Origin of the sequence: Lipingzhangella halophila (assembly GCF_014203805.1) — a bacterium.
GTDB lineage: Bacteria > Actinomycetota > Actinomycetes > Streptosporangiales > Streptosporangiaceae > Lipingzhangella > Lipingzhangella halophila.
The window spans coordinates 3,054,818-3,069,869 of record NZ_JACHJT010000001.1 but is presented as its reverse complement, the minus strand read 5'-3'; the positions used below and the strand labels follow the sequence as shown (position 1 = coordinate 3,069,869).

Annotated in this window: 15 protein-coding genes; 8 read left to right on the top strand and 7 right to left on the bottom strand. The window is 69.7% G+C overall.

What is annotated here, in order from left to right:
• Positions 1-253: 253 nt before the first annotated feature.
• Together F4561_RS14225 and F4561_RS14220 are read right to left on the bottom strand one after the other, a co-directional pair.
• Positions 254-1,033 carry a 4'-phosphopantetheinyl transferase family protein gene (locus tag F4561_RS14225; RefSeq protein ID WP_312885262.1) on the bottom strand — a complete coding sequence of 260 codons (780 nt, stop codon included), beginning with the start codon at positions 1,031-1,033 and terminating at the stop codon, positions 254-256.
• 125 nt (positions 1,034-1,158) lie between these two features.
• The gene (locus tag F4561_RS14220) at positions 1,159-1,689 is read right to left on the bottom strand and encodes a peroxiredoxin-like family protein (RefSeq protein ID WP_184579305.1); all 531 of its coding nucleotides are present in this window, start codon (positions 1,687-1,689) and stop codon (positions 1,159-1,161) included.
• Between the two features lie 69 nt (positions 1,690-1,758).
• Here F4561_RS14220 and F4561_RS14215 point away from each other — a divergent pair, with 69 nt between their 5' ends.
• The 5 genes from F4561_RS14215 (at position 1,759) to F4561_RS14195 (ending at position 4,645) form a co-directional block, all read left to right on the top strand.
• Positions 1,759-2,367, top strand: a complete 609-nt coding sequence (locus F4561_RS14215) for a TetR/AcrR family transcriptional regulator (RefSeq protein ID WP_184579302.1) — start codon at positions 1,759-1,761, stop codon at positions 2,365-2,367.
• A 39-nt stretch (positions 2,368-2,406) separates the two neighbouring features.
• On the top strand, positions 2,407-2,550 hold the full coding sequence (locus tag F4561_RS14210; protein ID WP_184579298.1) for a hypothetical protein: 144 nt from the start codon (positions 2,407-2,409) through the stop codon (positions 2,548-2,550).
• Between the two features lie 144 nt (positions 2,551-2,694).
• A complete protein-coding gene (locus F4561_RS14205) occupies positions 2,695-2,865 on the top strand; it encodes a hypothetical protein (protein WP_184579294.1) in 171 nt (56 codons plus the stop codon).
• Positions 2,866-2,916: 51 nt separating this feature from the next.
• The gene (locus tag F4561_RS14200; RefSeq protein ID WP_184579291.1) at positions 2,917-3,723 is read left to right on the top strand and encodes a DeoR/GlpR family DNA-binding transcription regulator; all 807 of its coding nucleotides are present in this window, start codon (positions 2,917-2,919) and stop codon (positions 3,721-3,723) included.
• A gap of 139 nt (positions 3,724-3,862) precedes the next feature.
• The gene (locus F4561_RS14195) at positions 3,863-4,645 is read left to right on the top strand and encodes a polyprenol monophosphomannose synthase (RefSeq protein WP_184579287.1); all 783 of its coding nucleotides are present in this window, start codon (positions 3,863-3,865) and stop codon (positions 4,643-4,645) included.
• A 707-nt stretch (positions 4,646-5,352) separates the two neighbouring features.
• Here the strand turns inward: F4561_RS14195 and F4561_RS14190 are convergent.
• Complete coding sequence (locus F4561_RS14190; protein ID WP_184579284.1) at positions 5,353-6,093, bottom strand: FAD/NAD(P)-binding protein; 741 nt, start codon at positions 6,091-6,093, stop codon at positions 5,353-5,355.
• A 373-nt stretch (positions 6,094-6,466) separates the two neighbouring features.
• Between F4561_RS14190 and F4561_RS14185 the strand changes: the two genes are divergently transcribed.
• Positions 6,467-7,084, top strand: coding sequence for a TetR/AcrR family transcriptional regulator (locus F4561_RS14185; protein WP_221445995.1), 618 nt, complete (start codon positions 6,467-6,469; stop codon positions 7,082-7,084).
• A gap of 70 nt (positions 7,085-7,154) precedes the next feature.
• Here the strand turns inward: F4561_RS14185 and F4561_RS14180 are convergent, their stop codons facing one another.
• The 3 genes from F4561_RS14180 to F4561_RS14170 all read right to left on the bottom strand — a co-directional run bounded on the left by F4561_RS14180 (position 7,155) and on the right by F4561_RS14170 (position 11,097).
• Positions 7,155-8,807 (bottom strand): glycoside hydrolase family 10-like protein, encoded by a 1,653-nt coding sequence (locus F4561_RS14180; RefSeq protein WP_184579281.1) that lies wholly within the window; start codon positions 8,805-8,807, stop codon positions 7,155-7,157.
• A gap of 581 nt (positions 8,808-9,388) precedes the next feature.
• Positions 9,389-9,655, bottom strand: coding sequence for a hypothetical protein (locus tag F4561_RS14175; protein ID WP_184579278.1), 267 nt, complete (start codon positions 9,653-9,655; stop codon positions 9,389-9,391).
• Between the two features lie 230 nt (positions 9,656-9,885).
• Positions 9,886-11,097, bottom strand: coding sequence for a PKD domain-containing protein (locus tag F4561_RS14170; RefSeq protein ID WP_184579275.1), 1,212 nt, complete (start codon positions 11,095-11,097; stop codon positions 9,886-9,888).
• 416 nt (positions 11,098-11,513) lie between these two features.
• Between F4561_RS14170 and F4561_RS14165 the strand changes: the two genes are divergently transcribed.
• Together F4561_RS14165 and F4561_RS14160 are read left to right on the top strand one after the other, a co-directional pair.
• Positions 11,514-12,470, top strand: a complete 957-nt coding sequence (locus tag F4561_RS14165) for an ATP-dependent DNA ligase (RefSeq protein ID WP_184583622.1) — start codon at positions 11,514-11,516, stop codon at positions 12,468-12,470.
• A 473-nt stretch (positions 12,471-12,943) separates the two neighbouring features.
• Positions 12,944-13,966 (top strand): phosphotransferase family protein, encoded by a 1,023-nt coding sequence (locus F4561_RS14160; protein WP_184579272.1) that lies wholly within the window; start codon positions 12,944-12,946, stop codon positions 13,964-13,966.
• Here the strand turns inward: F4561_RS14160 and F4561_RS14155 are convergent.
• On the bottom strand, positions 13,944-14,963 hold the full coding sequence (locus F4561_RS14155) for a glutathione S-transferase family protein (RefSeq protein ID WP_184579269.1): 1,020 nt from the start codon (positions 14,961-14,963) through the stop codon (positions 13,944-13,946). The genes F4561_RS14160 and F4561_RS14155 overlap by 23 nt on opposite strands.
• Between the last annotated feature and the right edge of the window lie 89 nt (positions 14,964-15,052).

Here is a 15,052-nt window from a genome sequence, read left to right as displayed (position 1 = left end):
CGAACGTTTCCGCACGATCACATCTTTGGAGCGCTCGGTGACGCCGGTCAAGGGAGTGGTCTCTGGCGCCGCATGCCGAAAATGCCGCGAAACAGTAAGGTTTGTCGCCTGAAGAGGGGATCGCGCGGATCTCGGAGTTGTCCCTCGCCCTCCTGCGCAGACGGGGTGGTGCAGCGGCCACTGAAGGCCCGAGCGCGCTTTCGGGGTCGGCTTCCGCGATCGCGGCACATACGCCGGATGCGAGGCGAGAGTCTCAGCCTCGGGAGGATGAGCGGCGCTCGGCGGCCTCCAGCAAAGGGGCCCCGTCGTGGATGGTGAGGGCGACCGGCCCCGGAGTCAGAGCGGCCAGGGCGGCCCGGTAACCGGGCCCGGCGTCCAGGTCGCTCAGCCAGGCGTGCGGGGGGCCGTCGGCTCCGGCCCACTCGGTGAGCGCGGCGGGTTGGTCGGGCCCGCTCACCCGGACCGTGGTCAGTCCCGCCGACAACCCGTCGCCGGTGGCCTTCAACACGGCCTCCTTGCGTGCCCAGTAGCCGAAGAACCCCTCGACCCGGGCGTCTGCCGGCATCGCGTCCAGGACGGCGCGCTCGCTCGCGGCGAGGGCGTACTCCGCCACGCCCTCGATGTCGCGCTCCGCTGACACCCGCTCCACGTCCACCCCGACGGGGACACCGCGCGTGAGGGCGACCACAACGCGCTCCCCGGAGTGGCTGTAGGAGATCTCCAGGCCGCGTGCCGGTCCGTCGGGGTGCGGCTTGCCGTGCGGGTCGCGCCGCCCGGACGGGTTCCGCGCGCACCCGCGGCAGTGCAGGTCGAACGTGACCTCGCCGGGCTCGCATCCGGCAGCGCGCGCGCAGACCAGGCGGGCCAGCGTGTGCGCAACGGCGAACCGGTTCTGGTCGTCCGAAAGCCGGAACCGCCCGTGCCGCTCACGTTCACGGTCGTCGAGAAGTTCCAGCAGCGAGGGGGAGGCCCATGCCGGATCGGCCCACCACACGTCGCAGGCGAGCGGAGTCGTTGGCACAGCGGACGTCACCGTCCCATTGTCCCGGTCCGCGCGTCCTGCTCGGTCGTGCGCACGAACCAGTCCGCGGCGTCGGCGAAGGCCCGGCGCGACGCGTCCCACGGAAAACTCACGCGCACCAGACTAGAGGCCCGGAGTCAGCGTTGCGCCCCCGACCGGGCGTGCGCCAGCAGTTCGTCGACGGTCCACTGGTCGTAGGCGTGCTCTCCGTACTTGTGCGCGAGCACCGTGCCGTCGGGAGCGATGAGGAAGTCCGCTGGCAGCCCCAGCCGGCCGCCTTCCTGCCGGGACGCGGGCGGTTGGAAGGTTCCTTTGAGCGTCAGGGCCGCGCCGCGCAGCACCGCGCCCCATGTCCCGGGATGCAGCAGGGCGCGCGGGCCGGACTCGACGCCGAACTCCCGGTAGTAGCGCTTGTCCGGGTCGGCGATGACCGCGAACGGGAGATCGTGGCCGCGTAGCTGGTCGGTGGGGGAGTGGAAGAACACCACCTCGCGGATGCCCGCGGCGGTGATCTCGTCGTGCCGCCACGCTATACCGCGCAGGTGCAGGTTGCAGATCGGGCATCCGGCGAACCGCCGGAACTGCATGTGTACGAGGTGGTCGGGATCGGGAACGGGAAGGCGGTCGCCGGTGACGGTGACCAGCTCGCGCGGGCTGATTTCTCGCATGGGGACTCTCCGTAAGCGTTGTCTGTACGCTTACGAAGCTATGCGCGTATCTTGTACGCTGTCAATGCCATGCCACGACCTCGGTCCCTGACACCAACCCAGATCGCCACCGCGGCTCTGGCGGTCGCCGACAGGGACGGGCTCGACGGTCTCTCGATGCGCGCGGTCGCCCAGCAGTTGGGCATGGGAACCATGTCGCTCTACCGCTACGTCACCGACCGTAGTCAGGTTGAGGAGGTCATGGTCGACCTGGTCCTGCAGGGCGTCGACCTGAGCCCGCCCCCAGGCTCACCCTCGGCGCGCCTGGGCGTGCTCGCCGAACGTGTTCGGGGCGCGGTATTGGAGCACCCCGCGGTGGTGCCGCTGCTGATCACCCACCGCCACCGCTCACCCAGCTCGCGGCGCTGGGGCGAGACGATGCTGGGGCTGCTTACCGAGGCGGGCCTCACCGGGGAGCGGCGGGTGGTCGCGTTCCGGGTGATCCTGGGGTACGTCCTCGGCGCCGTACAGGTCGAACAGTTCGGTCCCCTGGACGGCACGGGCACCGCGGCCTTGGCGGGACTACCGGTCGAGGAGTTCCCGCTCCTGGCCGAGACGGCCGCCGACGCCCGGGCCATCCCCAGCGAGGCGGAGTTCCGGCGCGGATTCGACATCGTGCTGCGCGGTCTCGGCCTCTGACCAGCGGCCGCGGTGCGGGCCGCGGCGTAGACCGACAGGTTGTCCCACCGCACGGCCGTCGGCGCCACCGACAGCAGCCGCGATGCGCATGCCCTACGGGAGACCTACCGCGACGAGTACGGTGCCACCGTGCTCGCCACGAGCGGAAACAGGGCTATCGAGGAGACGCCGGGGGAACAGTGAGCTCACCATCAAGTGATCGAAATTTTGTTGCGAAGGTGTAACCATTGGTGGAGCTGGGCATGTGTCGGATGACGCGCCCGGTGCGGGAGCTCGGCATGGTTGCCGGGTGCGGTACCGGTCAGCCCCACCCCTCTGGGAGGCCAAGTGTCCCTCTTGGTGATATTCGGCATCGGCTCCCTCGCCGTGCTGGGTCTGCTTGTGGCGCTCTTCATCGCGGCCGTCCTGTTGGGAGCGGGGGCCTCGACCGAGGAGGACGCGGCCGACGAGGACACGATCGACGCGTCGTTCCACACGCACGGTGTCCATTTCTGCTGACCGGCACGGCCGTATCATCGGGAGTCCCAGGCCGTAGAGGGGACATCGCCGATGACAGAGGAGACCAGGCCCGCGTTCGCCGCCGAACGCCGGGAGCGGATCCTGGAGCTGGTCCGCGCGAACGGTGCCATGGCCCTGCGCGACCTCGCCTCGCACGTGCGGGCATCGGAGGTCACAGTGCGGCGCGACGTCCGCCTCCTGGAAGCCGAGGGTTTGCTCGACCGGCGCCGGGGCGGAGCTGCGCTGCCCGGCCGGGTCGGCCATGAGGAGAGCTACACGCAGAAGGCGGGGCAGGCGACGCCGGAGAAGATGGCCATCGCCGCTGCCGCCGCCAGGCTGGTCCGCGACGACGACGCCATTGTTCTCGGTCCCGGCAGCAGTACCGAGGCCCTTGCCCGGGAGCTCGTCGGGCGGCAGAACCTCACTGTGGTGACCAACTCGCTACCGGTGGCCGACGTGCTGACGAGCGCTCCCGGCGTCGAGGTGGTCATGACCGGTGGAACGCTGCGCGGCTCCATCCGCGCGCTCGTCGGGACCGCCGCCGAGCAGGCACTGGCCGGGCTGCGCGTCCACCAGGCGTTCATCTCGGGCAACGGCATCACCGCGGAGCGCGGCCTGAGCACCCCCAACCCCGCCGTGGCCAGCGTCGACCGCGCGCTGGTGGGCTGCGCCGAGGAGGTCATCGTGCTCGCCGACCACACCAAGGTCGGTGCCGACACCATGGTGCAGACCGTGCCACCAGAGCACATCGCCCACCTGATCACCGACAACCACGCCGACCCCGAGGTGCTGCTTACGCTGGAGGACATGGGGACCCTGGTGCACGTCGCGGTCCTGGAGGTCGACCGCGGCGAGTGAGTAGCCGGCGCGCGACACGCCCGCCGCGGCCACCCGCGTGGAACGGGCCACACACCCCGGTTTCGGCGCGTACGCTACCGGCTACGTCCAAAGCGCCGGATGTGCCCCACGCCAACGCCGACCCGCTGGAGAGCGCCCCATGCCCACCCCGGTAGTCCTGCCCGAACCGTGGTCGCGATCGCGCGTGAGCGTCGTCGTGCCGACCTTCAACGAGGCCGAGAACCTTCCGGTCCTCGTCGAGGAGCTCCTCGCGCTGCCGCTGCCCGCCCTTCGGGTGGTCGTCGTGGACGACAACTCACCCGATGGCACCGGCGAGATCGCCGATAAGCTGGCCGCCGACCACACGGACACCACCGGCGCACGCGTGAGCGTGCTGCACCGCGAGACCAAGGACGGGCTGGGACGCGCCTACGTCGCGGGCATGAGCCGGGCCCTGGACGAGGGCGCCGAGTTCGTCGTCCAGATGGACGCCGACCACAGCCACCCTCCGGGCTACGTCCCCCAGTTGCTGGGGACCCTGCTCTCGACCGGCGCCGGTGTCGTCGTCGGAAGCCGCTACCTGCCCGGCAGCAGCCTCTCCCGCTCGTGGGCGGCGCATCGCCGGCTGCTCAGCGGGTGGGCGAACACCTACGTCCGGGCGGTCCTCGCGATGCCGGTGCGCGACGTCACCGCCGGGTTCAAGCTCTGGCGCAGGGAGGCCCTTGAGGCGCTGGACCTGCCGAGCACGCACAGCAGCGGCTACAGCTTCCAGGTCGAGGCACTGTTCCGGGCGTACCGGCGCGGCCAGAAGATCGTGGAGATCCCCATCCACTTCGAGGACCGCACCGAAGGCGCGAGCAAGATGGACCTCGCCGTGCAGGCGGAGTCGGCGCTGCGCCCCTTCCAGCTGCGCCGCGACGAGCGCGCCGCCCGCCGGGGCTGACCTGCCCCGGCCGTGCTCGGATCATCGCTGAGCCACTCCCGTCGAAGCAACCCCACCCCCCCACCATGCACCAATAGATCTTGAGGGTTCCGTTCCTTCGGGGCGCGGTGGAGTTTCGGTGTTGTGTGGTGGTGGGGTGGGAAGGCGCCCGGTTTGGTGCCCATCGCCGCGGTGGGCACGTGGTGCGGCGTCCGACGAGGGCGGCGAGGACGGTGGATGGGCCGGCCCTCGATGGCCGCAACGGGTGCCCGAGGGTGGCGCGCCCGACGACCGGGGGCCTGGCCCGCGGCCGGGGCCCATCGGTCGTGGCCGCGGCACCAGACTTCGGGCGAAACACGGCACACCGGTCAGGTGTGGATGCGGGGTCCGCACCGAGGGTGACCGTGCGGACATATTCAGCGCCGAGAATGTCCCCACGGTCACCCTCGGCGAGCGCCCCGCCGCCGGGCGGGAGCACCGGCGCCCGCAAAGGGGCGACTCCCACCGGGCCGGCGGGCCTTCGCCGCCCTCGTCGGGGCGCCACCACCGGGCACCAGAAGCGACCACCGCGGGCCGGCCCATCTGGCGCCATCGCCGCCCCGTCGCGCGCGCCACCATCCGCAGCCAGCACCGGACGAAGGTGCCCCCGTCCCAGGGCCCCACCCCAAAACCCCGAAACTCCACGGCGCTGCGAAGGAACGAAATCCTCAAGATCAGCACTACCGCCGCTAGGCGGTGGGCTCCCGGTTGCGCAGGACCGTGTCGGCGATGCGCTGGGCAAGCTCCTCGGCTTGGGCGCGGATTTGCGGGATCCCGTCGGCCCGATGGCCGTGGCGCGCTGGGCCGAGAGCGTAGACTCTGCGGCTCGCGGCGCCCGAATCCGTGATCAGCGCCCCGCGCGAACAGGTGACGAGGCCCTTCGTTCCGCCACCCGCGGCGGTCCCGCCGAGCCGGGGCGGCGGGTGGTCCCTAGGGTCGCCGGTGGCCACGACGACGGCCGACACCGCGAGCCGGGTGCCGCGCGAGAGCCCTAGCTCGGCGGCGTCCCCGTCGAGGACGGCACCCTCCACCCGCTCGCTCCGAAACCGCAGGGTGGCGTGCGGCTCCGCCCAGGATGCGGTGGCGCCGAGTGTCTCGGCGAGGTAGTCGCCGTAGACGGCGAGCGGGAGGCGTGTTCCCGGATCGCACGCGAGCCCGCGCCAGCGTGCCCACTCCATCAGGTGGCAGGGGCGGTCGGGCAGGGCCGACATGCTCTTGACGGGTGCGTCGAGGAGCCGGCGGTCCTCGCTCGCCGGGTAGCCGGCGCCGCGGGCGTGCCGCCCGTGCTCGTCGAACAGCACGATGCGGTAGCTCAGCCGGAGCCACGTCGTCGCGCGAAGCAGGGCGACCGCGGCGAGCGTCGCGCTCGCACCGCAGCCAGCGAAGGCGATGACCGGCTCGACGCCGGCGGAGGCCGCCCGATGTCCCATACGGTCACTCTAGGGCCACACAGGCCGCCCTCGCAGCCCGGCACTGCCCCGTGCGCCGGGCGGCGGATCGTCCCCGATGCGGGCACGCCGGGAAACGGACCCAGAGTCGCCGGTGCCGGCCAACGCGGGCGGATGTGCTAGTCGGACGTCCGCACGTGGTAGGAGACCATAAAGTGGGAGAGGCCCGGCGACGAACCGGGAGCGACAGGGTTGTCCCGGAGTACGTCCGGGACTTTCTCGAAGAAAGGCTGTTGCCGTGTCCGTGCGTGCCAGCGGTAGTCGGCGCCGGAGCGGATCCTCCGTGCCCGACGTCCCCACCGCACCCGGTGCCCCCGACGATCCGGTGGAAACCGACGCCGCGACCAATGGGCAGTTGGCGCCCGGAGCGAGCGACGAGTCCACCGCAGACGCCTCGGGCGAGTCCGTTCCCCGCCGGCTGCTTGCTGTGGCGACCCGGTTGTTCGCCGAGAAAGGGTTCGACCGTACCTCGGTCCAGGAGATCGTGGACGCCGCCGACGTGACCAAGGGGGCGATGTACCACTACTTCGACTCCAAGGACGACCTGCTCGCCGAGGTCTACGCGCGCGTCCTGCGCATGCAGATGACCCGGTTGGAGGAGATCGCCGCCACCGGCGGCACCGTCACCGAACGCGTGCGGCGCGCCGCCTCCGACGTCGTGGTGACCACCATCGCCAACCTGGACGACGCCACCATCTTCTTCCGCTCGCTGCACCAGCTCACCGCGGCCAAGCAGCGCGAGGTCCGCACCAAGCGCCGCCACTACCACGAGCTCTTCCGGTCGCTGATCATCGAGGGCCAGGAACAGGGCGTCTTCGCCGACCACGTGCCCGCCGACCTCGTGGTCGACTTCTACTTCGGCTCGGTGCACCACCTCAGCACCTGGTACCGGCCCGACGGCAAGCTCGCTCCCACCGAGGTCGGCGACCACTACGCCCGTCTGCTGCTGGACGCCCTGCGCCCGTCGTCCTGACCCGACCGCCGACCGTGAGCGTTGCGTTTCTTGGCGAACGCGCGAAGGAACGCAGCACGCACGGTCAGCGTTAGGGGACGTAGCGCGGAGCGCTGGCGCCGCTCTCGTGGTGCAGCCGGTCCAGGGCGGTGACGTAGTAGTTCTGCGCGGGCGGGGCGTCCGGGGCGGTGAACCTGGTCCTGTCCTCGGAGGCGCGCACCGTTGCCACCATGGCGCGCGGGTCCAGCCCGCACGCGTGTGCGTCCGGGTCGGAGGCGCTGTCGAACCGGTACACCGCGTAGTAGGCCGGCTCGCTTCCGGCAGCCGCCTCGATCGTCAGCTCGGCGCGGTCGCCGGTGCGCGCGGCACTGGTGATCTCCGGAGCGGGGGGCGCCTCTCCGCCCAGGTCCTCCTTGACCGGCACCAGCGCCGGGTGGGCGTAGTGCTCCTCGACCAGGGTGCGCCGGGCCTGCGCAGCGTTGGTCCGCAGGGAAGTGGCGCTGAAGTACACGTCCCCGTCGACCTGCGGGTGGTCCCGGTTGAACGTGAGGTGCCGGCTGAGCTCGCCCGGGTCCTGCCACGCTCCGGGCTGCTCGCCCACCTTGTAGGCGGCCTGTCCGATGTAGAGCTGTACACCGGTGCCCTCGACAACGTCGGCCCACCACGGGACGAGCGCCGCGTAGTCGGCGGCGTCGTGCCCGATCTCCCAGTAGACCTGCGGGTTGATGTAGTCCAGCCAGCCCTGCCGCGCCCACTTGCGGGTGTTGGCGTAGAGCCGGTCGTAGGACTCCAGGCCGTTGGTGGCCGAGCCGGCGGGGTCCGAGCCGGCGTTGCGCCAGATACCGAAAGGGCTGACCCCGAACTTGACGTGTGGCCGGGTGTCGTTGATGCGCTGGTTCATCTCCTGTACCAGCAGATCGACGTTGTTCCGGCGCCAGTCCGCGATGTTGGTGAAGTCGTCGCCGTAGCGGGCGTAGGTGCCCTGGTCGGGCAGCGCCTCACCAGCCACCGGGTAGGGGTAGAAGTAGTCGTCGAAGTGCACCCCGTCCATGTCGTAGTTCTCGACGGCGTGCATCATCGCGTCCTGCACGAAGGAACGGGCCGCGGGGATTCCGGGGTTGTAGTACAACCGGTCGCCGTACTCCAGGACCCACTCGGGGTTCTCGCGGGCCGGGTGCCCCTCGACCAGGCGGCCGGGGTCGTCGTGCGTTGCGATCCGGTAGGGGTTGAACCAGCCGTGGAACTCCAGGTTCCGTTCGTGCGCCTCCTCGACAGCGAACTCCAGGGGATCGTAGCCAGGGTTGCGGCCCTGTTCGCCGGTGAGCCACTTTGACCACGGTTCGTGCGGAGAGGGCCAGAACGCGTCGGCGGTCGGCCGGATCTGCACGAACACCGCGTTCAGCCCGTAGGAGGCGGCCTCGTCGTACAGTCGGGTGAGCTCCTCCTGCTGGTCCCTGGGAGGGAGTCCCCGCTTGCTCGGCCAGTCGATGTTGGCCACGCTGGCGATCCACGCGGCGCGCATCTGGCGCTTTTCGGGCGCTTCGGCACCTGGTTCGCACTCGTCCTGGCCGGGTACGGCGAACGGAGCCGCGTGCGCGGCCGGCACGATGATCAGCGATCCCGTGACCAGTGCCGCCAGCACTCCGGAGACAGCAGGGGACGCGCACCGCTGCGGGCCGGCCGTCCGCGACTCCGCGGTGGAACCGGTGACCGTCCCCCGGGTTGGCGTTCGGTGCGTCCACATGGGCGTTACCTCCTCACGGCCGCCGGGCCGCGCACTGGGAGGGCGAGCGGAAATACGCCGGGCGTATAGCACGACATCCTCGTTGACCGGCGAAGGAAAGTAAATTTCCACCGCGAAGAGAGCGTGTCGTGCCGCGGGTTGCGTGGCACTCAGAATGAGGCGCCGGCGCTGTCCGCGGCGGATGGACACGGCCACATAGGGGTTATTTCGCAAAAAGTTGACCACGCATTGGTCGGTGCCGGCGCGCAGCCCGGAATTCCGGATTCCCGTGGAGTGCGGGCGTGCCATGCGGGCCGATATACGGACTGTTCTGGTGATTCCGGTAGAAAGGCGTGCCAAACCGGAGCTGGTCCGCGGCGCCGGCTTCGCCAACGATGCGGGGCAGGAGGCGTTGCCGTACCGCCGGGACCGCGGCTCGGGTGACACCGGAAAGTGCTGCCGTCGCGCGGCACAACCCGGAACCCCCTTGGTGAGGCCCGGTCCTACGGCAGACGCACCGCTGCGTCCGGAGCTTCCTCGGACACCTGAACGAGAGGGAAGAAATCGTCATTGGAAAGGGACACGACCACGCGGACTGGACCTCAATCGCCTTCGAGACGCACTTCCGCCCTCGGCTGGTGCGTGCATTTGCGGGCCAGTCTGAGGACATCTTTCAGTAGTTCCGCCACTTCAGGATCCTCCTCCCGGGCGAGTTCGGAACCGACCTCCGCAATGAACTGCTCCATTTCTTGTGGAGTCAGGACCAGGGTTGTGTACGGGTCCACTCGACTCAGCATCGGCAGGGCGCTCGATGCGCACAGGTGCGCGAACCTGTCCCCCTTGTCCGGGACAACGTCCACCTGACGCACGCGTCGCCGCTTGGGGCTACTTCCCCGCTGTTCAACTCGTGCGAGCACTACGTCCACACCCATTGATCCGCTCCCAGCTCAGCAGTTGGTTCACGAGTCGGGCCGTTGTGAACCGCAGGGCTCTGGGGCACTCCGCCTAGCGCGCTGATTCCGCCGCTGGCGTTGCTCGCCTCAGCCTGCTGTCCTCCGTCCGTAACTCTCCGGCGCAGCGACGATTCGGTCGCGGAGCGTCAGGACTCGACCGTGATCTTCTTGGCGTCGGAGAATCCCATCTCACCGTTGCCGTCGATCACGCTGAGGGTGAGGTAGTACGTTCCGGGCTCGTCGTAGGTGTGTGTGGCGGTCTCGCTCTCGGCGAGCTTCCCGTCGTCGAACTCCCAGACGAAACTGGCGGGGCTGGCATCACCCGGCGTGGAGCCCGAGGCGTCGACGGTGACCGTGTCGCCGTCCTGCTCGACCTCCAGGTCTGCCTCGGGGGGCTCCTGGGAGCCGGTTGGCGGTGCGGCCCGCGCGGCGAGCGGCGGTACCGGCGCGGGGTCGAGCTCTGGGGCGATGGCGGTGGTGTTGGCCGTGTAGCCGAACTCGGTGGGGTGGAACGCGTTGGTGTCGAGCCGGATGCCGTTCAGGTAGTCCTCGCTGCCGTCCTCGTTGCACAGCTCGTGGCCGTCGGAGGCGGCGTAGATGTCGATCGGGGTGGTGCCGGTCGACTCGGCCGCGTCCACGATGGCCCCGTTCAGCCGCTGGATCCAGTTGTTGATCCAGAGCTGGTCGCTGACCCGGATGTTGTTGCAGCGCTCCATGCCGATACTGGTCCAGTCCGTCCCGCCGTCGGGCGGGAAGAACTTGGGGTAAGTGATGGCGGCGACCGTGGCCGACGGGTCGACCGCATCGTGAATATCGGTGTGGACCTGCTGCAGCTTGTTCAGCCCGGTTTCGGGATCCGTGGCGGTTAGCTCCTCGAACTGCTCGGTGACGTCGTCGTCCAGGCGCTCCTCGCACGAGCGGCCTACCCAGCCCTGCGTGATGCACGTGACGAGGTTGCCGGCGAAGTCGAGGTCGTTGCCGCCGATGCCGACCGTGACGAGTGAGATATCGCCGCTGTTGGTTTGCACCGCGTCCAACTGCGGCGGCTCGTCGTGCCGCCCGGAGTAGAGGTCGTCGACGACGGCTCCGCCGCAGGCGACGAAGTCGAGTTCGCTCGCTGTGCCCTGCTCGTGCAGTAGCTCCACGTGTGACAGGGGAGAGCGCAGGCAGTCGCCGCTGTCGTCGTGGTACTCGTCGGTACCGACACCGGATTGGAACGAGTCGCCCATGGCGACCCACCGGCCCTGCTGGAGGGTTTCGGTGTCCAGTTCGGAGGCGGCTGCGGGGGTTGCCAGGGCTGCGGGAACCAGGCCGATGGTGAGGGCCGCGGCGAGGGAGAGGCGTCGCGCGTGGAACATGAACGCTCCGCGGTTCTTCTTTTGTGCGGGGATTTCTATTGTGCGGCCGGGGCTCCGGGAGTTCCCAGAGCTGGAAGCGGCCACAAGAAGCCACCAAAAAGGGATTGTTCAATCATTGGGAAATGTGTTAGCGGTGTATGGTGCCGTATATCGGGGGCCGCGCGGGAAGCACGTCCCGAGCGGGAGCGATGGTGGCATTCCGGTTTCGGGTTCTGTTTCGGCGGCGCTGCCCGTTTCCCGTCGGCGGCGCGGGGGGACGAGCCTGCGCGCGGTCCCATGGATCCGAATGCGCGCGGGGTGCCCCTTCGTCAGGTGCGTTCCTCTCGTGGCGCCCGCCGCGCAAAGTTCGGACCATAATTCGGTTGCCTCTCGCTGCAAGAGCGCATGGCGTGGGCAGGTGTCCGGGTGTGGAACCCATGCTCGCCCGTACGGTGCAAACCCTGCCCGAAGGCCCGGAATGGCGCTACGAGCCGAAGTGGGACGGATTCCGGGCGATCGTGGACCGCGACAATGGCCGAACGGTGGTCAACTCGCGTTCGGGGCGCCGCCTGGACCCCCGCTTCCCGGAGATCGCCGAAGCCGTGAGCGCGCTGCTCCCCAACGGGTCATCCGTCGACGGCGAGATCGTGCGGTGGTCGGGGGAGGGGCTGGAGTTCGAGCCCCTGCAGCGGCGCAACCGGTCGACAGTGTGGGACGCGCGGCGGTTGGCTGCCAGTGAGCCGTGTTACTTCGTGGCGTTCGACCTGCTGCGGTGGAGGGGGGCCGACCTGGCGGGCTACGTTCTGGAGGAGCGCCGCGAAGGGCTTGAGCGGCTGTTCGACGAGAGGGCCGCGCCGCTCCCGGTGATGTTGGGCTGGCAGACCGATGACCCCGAGGAGGCGCGCGGCTGGTTCGGGGACCTCGTGGCGGTCGGTATCGAAGGGCTGGTCATCAAGGATGCCCGGACCACCTATCGGCCGGGCCGGCGAGAGTGGATGAAGCTGAAACACCGCACGACGACCGAGGCCATAGTGGGTGGAGTCGGTGGTCGACCGGGGCGTCCCGAATTCCTGGTCCTTGGCCGGTTCGACCCCGAGACAAGGGAGCTGCGCATCGTCGGCCGCACCTCCGAGCTGACACGCGCCGAGCAGCGAGAACTCGCCGGTTTGCTGAGCGAGGCCGGCGGCGGCCACCCGTGGCCGGTGCAGCTCCCCACGAGCTGGGGCCGCGACGACTCGGCGGAGATGGTGCGCGTGCGGCCCGAGGTGGTAGTGGAGGTCGAGCTGGACGCGGCGGTCACCGCTGGGCGCTGGCGCCACGTCGTGCGCTACATCCGGCCCCGCACCGAGCTGACTCCCTACGAGGTGCCGACCGGGCTGGGCGTGGAGACCTGACCGCGCGGCCAGGCGTGGCCGGACCTTCTCGGGGCCACCGCTCCGACGGGGAGCCCCCTCCGCACCAACTAGTGCATGACGGGTTGCCGGTTGGGCGGCGGCCGCACGAGCCAGAACACGATCACCGCGACGATCGCGAGCGGCCCTCGCGCACCGCGGTGCGCTGGTCAGGCTCCATCAGTGTCCTCCATCGCGTAATCGTTGGCCCCCGCGCCGAACCGCAGACCCGGTTTGGCCTCGGCGCCGATCTCCGCTTCCTCCGGTGCTGGCCCCGCGTCCGCGCGGGGCCAGCATTCAGAGGAGAGACACGAGCACGAGAATGTTCCTCCTACCACGTGACGCTAGGCAAGCGTGAAACCGACCGGATGGTATGTCAACGGTAGCCTTGCGAGATAGTGGTGTACGGCCGGGCGCCACCGCCCTTACGGCAGTGTCCGGCCAGCGCGTTGACGGACGATGAGTCGGGAGGACCGATGGGCGAGACGAACACCCCGGGGCTGGACCTGCAGCGGCTTCGCGAGTATCTGGACGCCGAGCGGCCAGGGCTCGTGCGGGACGAGCTGACCGGGGAGCTCATCACAGGGGGCCGCTCCAACCTCACCTACGCCGTCACCGACGGCCAGCAGCGCTGGGCCGTGCGCCGGCCTCCGCTCGGGCACGTGCTGCCCACAGCGCACGACATGGGCCGCGAACACCGGGTCATCTCGGCTCTGGCCGGAACCGCGGTGCCGGTGCCGCCCACTGTCCTGTACTGCGACGACCCTGACGCGATCGGGGCCCGCTTCTACGTCATGGAATTCGTCGACGGAACGGCGTACCGCGACGCCGACCGCCTCGTCGCGATCGGGGCGCAGCGCACCTCCGACGTCGTCGCGGCGATGGTCGATACGCTCGTGGACCTGCACGCCATCGACCCCTCCAGTGTCGGCCTGCAGGACTTCGGACGCCCCGAGGGATTCCTTGAGCGGCAGGTGCGCCGCTGGAGCAAGCAGCTCGACGCCTCGCGCAGCCGCGACCTGCCGGGCATCGACGAACTACGGGACCGGCTCGCCGCGGCGATGCCCACCTCGCCCGCGCCAACGATCGTGCACGGCGACTACCGGCTGGACAACCTGCTGGTGGACGAGAGCGACCAGATCACCGCGGTGCTGGACTGGGAGATGTCCACGCTCGGCGACCCGCTCACCGACCTGGCGCTGATCGTCGCCTACAACGGCGGCGGGGTGCCCGCCATGTCCACCCGCAGCAACGTGCACGAGGCACCCGGCTTCCCGCCCATCGAGGAGATCATCGAGCGTTACGGCAAGCGCTCCGGTCGCGACGTGTCGGCGCTTCCCTGGTACGCGGGGTTCGCCTACTTCAAGGTCGCGGTCATCCTCGAAGGCATCCACTACCGGTACACGCAGGGACAGACGGTCGGGGACGACTTCGACCGGATCGGGGAGGCCGTCCCCTCCCTCATCAGCGCCGGACTCAGCCAGCTTGACGCGGACTGACCAACCCGGCGCGCGGATCCCCCTCACTCAGCCGAGCCCGGTCGTGCGGCGCCTCGAAGTCGAGCAGCGGTCCGGCCGGGACGATCCGTTTGGGGTTCAGCGCACCGTGCGTGACGTAGTAATGGCGCTTGATGTGGTCGAAGTCCGTGGTCTCGCGGAAGGCCGGGCGCTGGTAGAGATCCCGGGCGTAGCCCCACAGGTTGGGGTAGTCGACCAGGCGGCGGATGTTGGTCTTGAAGTGCGTGGCGTAGACGGCGTCGAACCGGGCCAGGGTCACCCACAGCCGGATGTCGGCCTCGGTGAGGGAGTCGCCCATGAGGTAGCGCCGGATGGCCAGGCGCTCCTCCAGCTCGTCGAGCATGGCGAACAGGTCGGTGACGGCGTCGTCGTGGGCCTGCTGGGTGGGCGCGAACCCGCACCGGTAGACGCCGTTGTTGACGTGCGTGTAGACGAGGCGGTTCAGCTCGTCGATCTCGGCGCGCAGCTCCTTCGGATACAGGTCGATGTGGTTCCGGGCCCAGGAGTTGAAGCAGGTGTTGAGGTCGATCGTGATGTCGGGGAAGTTGTTGCTGACGATCCGGCGGGTGTGCCGGTCCCAGAGCACGGGCACCGAGATGTGCCCGTCGTAGCCCGGTTCGGTGGCCTCGTAGACCTCGCGAAGCAGAGCGAAGTGCCCGACCTCGTCGGGGCCGTGCCCCGGCCCCTCGCGGAACGCCCAGCCGCGGCCGTCGCGGAGGGGGTCCACGATGCTCACCGAGATGACGTCCTCCAGCCCCTTGAGCTTGCGGACGATCAGGCTGCGCTGTGCCCACGGGCAGGCATAGGAGGCGTAGAGGTGGTACCGGCCGGACTCGGCGGGGAACCGCTCGGAACCGATCCGGCCGCGGAAGGGATAGGGCGGTCGCTCGAACGCCGTCCCCTTCGGCCGGGTCATGGCCGAGCCGTACTCGCCATAGGTCTCGAAGTCGACAGGTGTGGCGGTCGTGACAGTTCTCATCTGACTGTTGGGCGTGGATCCCCCTGCCTTCAGGCGGGGGAGGAAACGCCCTTCTCCTTCCTGGCCTCGACTTACAAGAATGTGGGATA

What these genes read in the sequence shown, in the direction of transcription:
- F4561_RS14220 (WP_184579305.1), bottom strand. Translation starts at nt 1,689, where the DNA reads ATGCGAGAAATCAGCCCGCGCGAGCTGGTCACCGTCACCGGCGACCGC.
- F4561_RS14215 (WP_184579302.1), top strand. Translation starts at nt 1,759, where the DNA reads ATGCCACGACCTCGGTCCCTGACACCAACCCAGATCGCCACCGCGGCT.
- F4561_RS14200 (WP_184579291.1), top strand. Translation starts at nt 2,917, where the DNA reads ATGACAGAGGAGACCAGGCCCGCGTTCGCCGCCGAACGCCGGGAGCGG.
- F4561_RS14195 (WP_184579287.1), top strand. Translation starts at nt 3,863, where the DNA reads ATGCCCACCCCGGTAGTCCTGCCCGAACCGTGGTCGCGATCGCGCGTG.
- F4561_RS14190 (WP_184579284.1), bottom strand. Translation starts at nt 6,093, where the DNA reads ATGGGACATCGGGCGGCCTCCGCCGGCGTCGAGCCGGTCATCGCCTTC.
- F4561_RS14180 (WP_184579281.1), bottom strand. Translation starts at nt 8,807, where the DNA reads ATGTGGACGCACCGAACGCCAACCCGGGGGACGGTCACCGGTTCCACC.
- F4561_RS14170 (WP_184579275.1), bottom strand. Translation starts at nt 11,097, where the DNA reads ATGTTCCACGCGCGACGCCTCTCCCTCGCCGCGGCCCTCACCATCGGC.
- F4561_RS14165 (WP_184583622.1), top strand. Translation starts at nt 11,514, where the DNA reads ATGCTCGCCCGTACGGTGCAAACCCTGCCCGAAGGCCCGGAATGGCGC.
- F4561_RS14160 (WP_184579272.1), top strand. Translation starts at nt 12,944, where the DNA reads ATGGGCGAGACGAACACCCCGGGGCTGGACCTGCAGCGGCTTCGCGAG.
- F4561_RS14155 (WP_184579269.1), bottom strand. Translation starts at nt 14,963, where the DNA reads ATGAGAACTGTCACGACCGCCACACCTGTCGACTTCGAGACCTATGGC.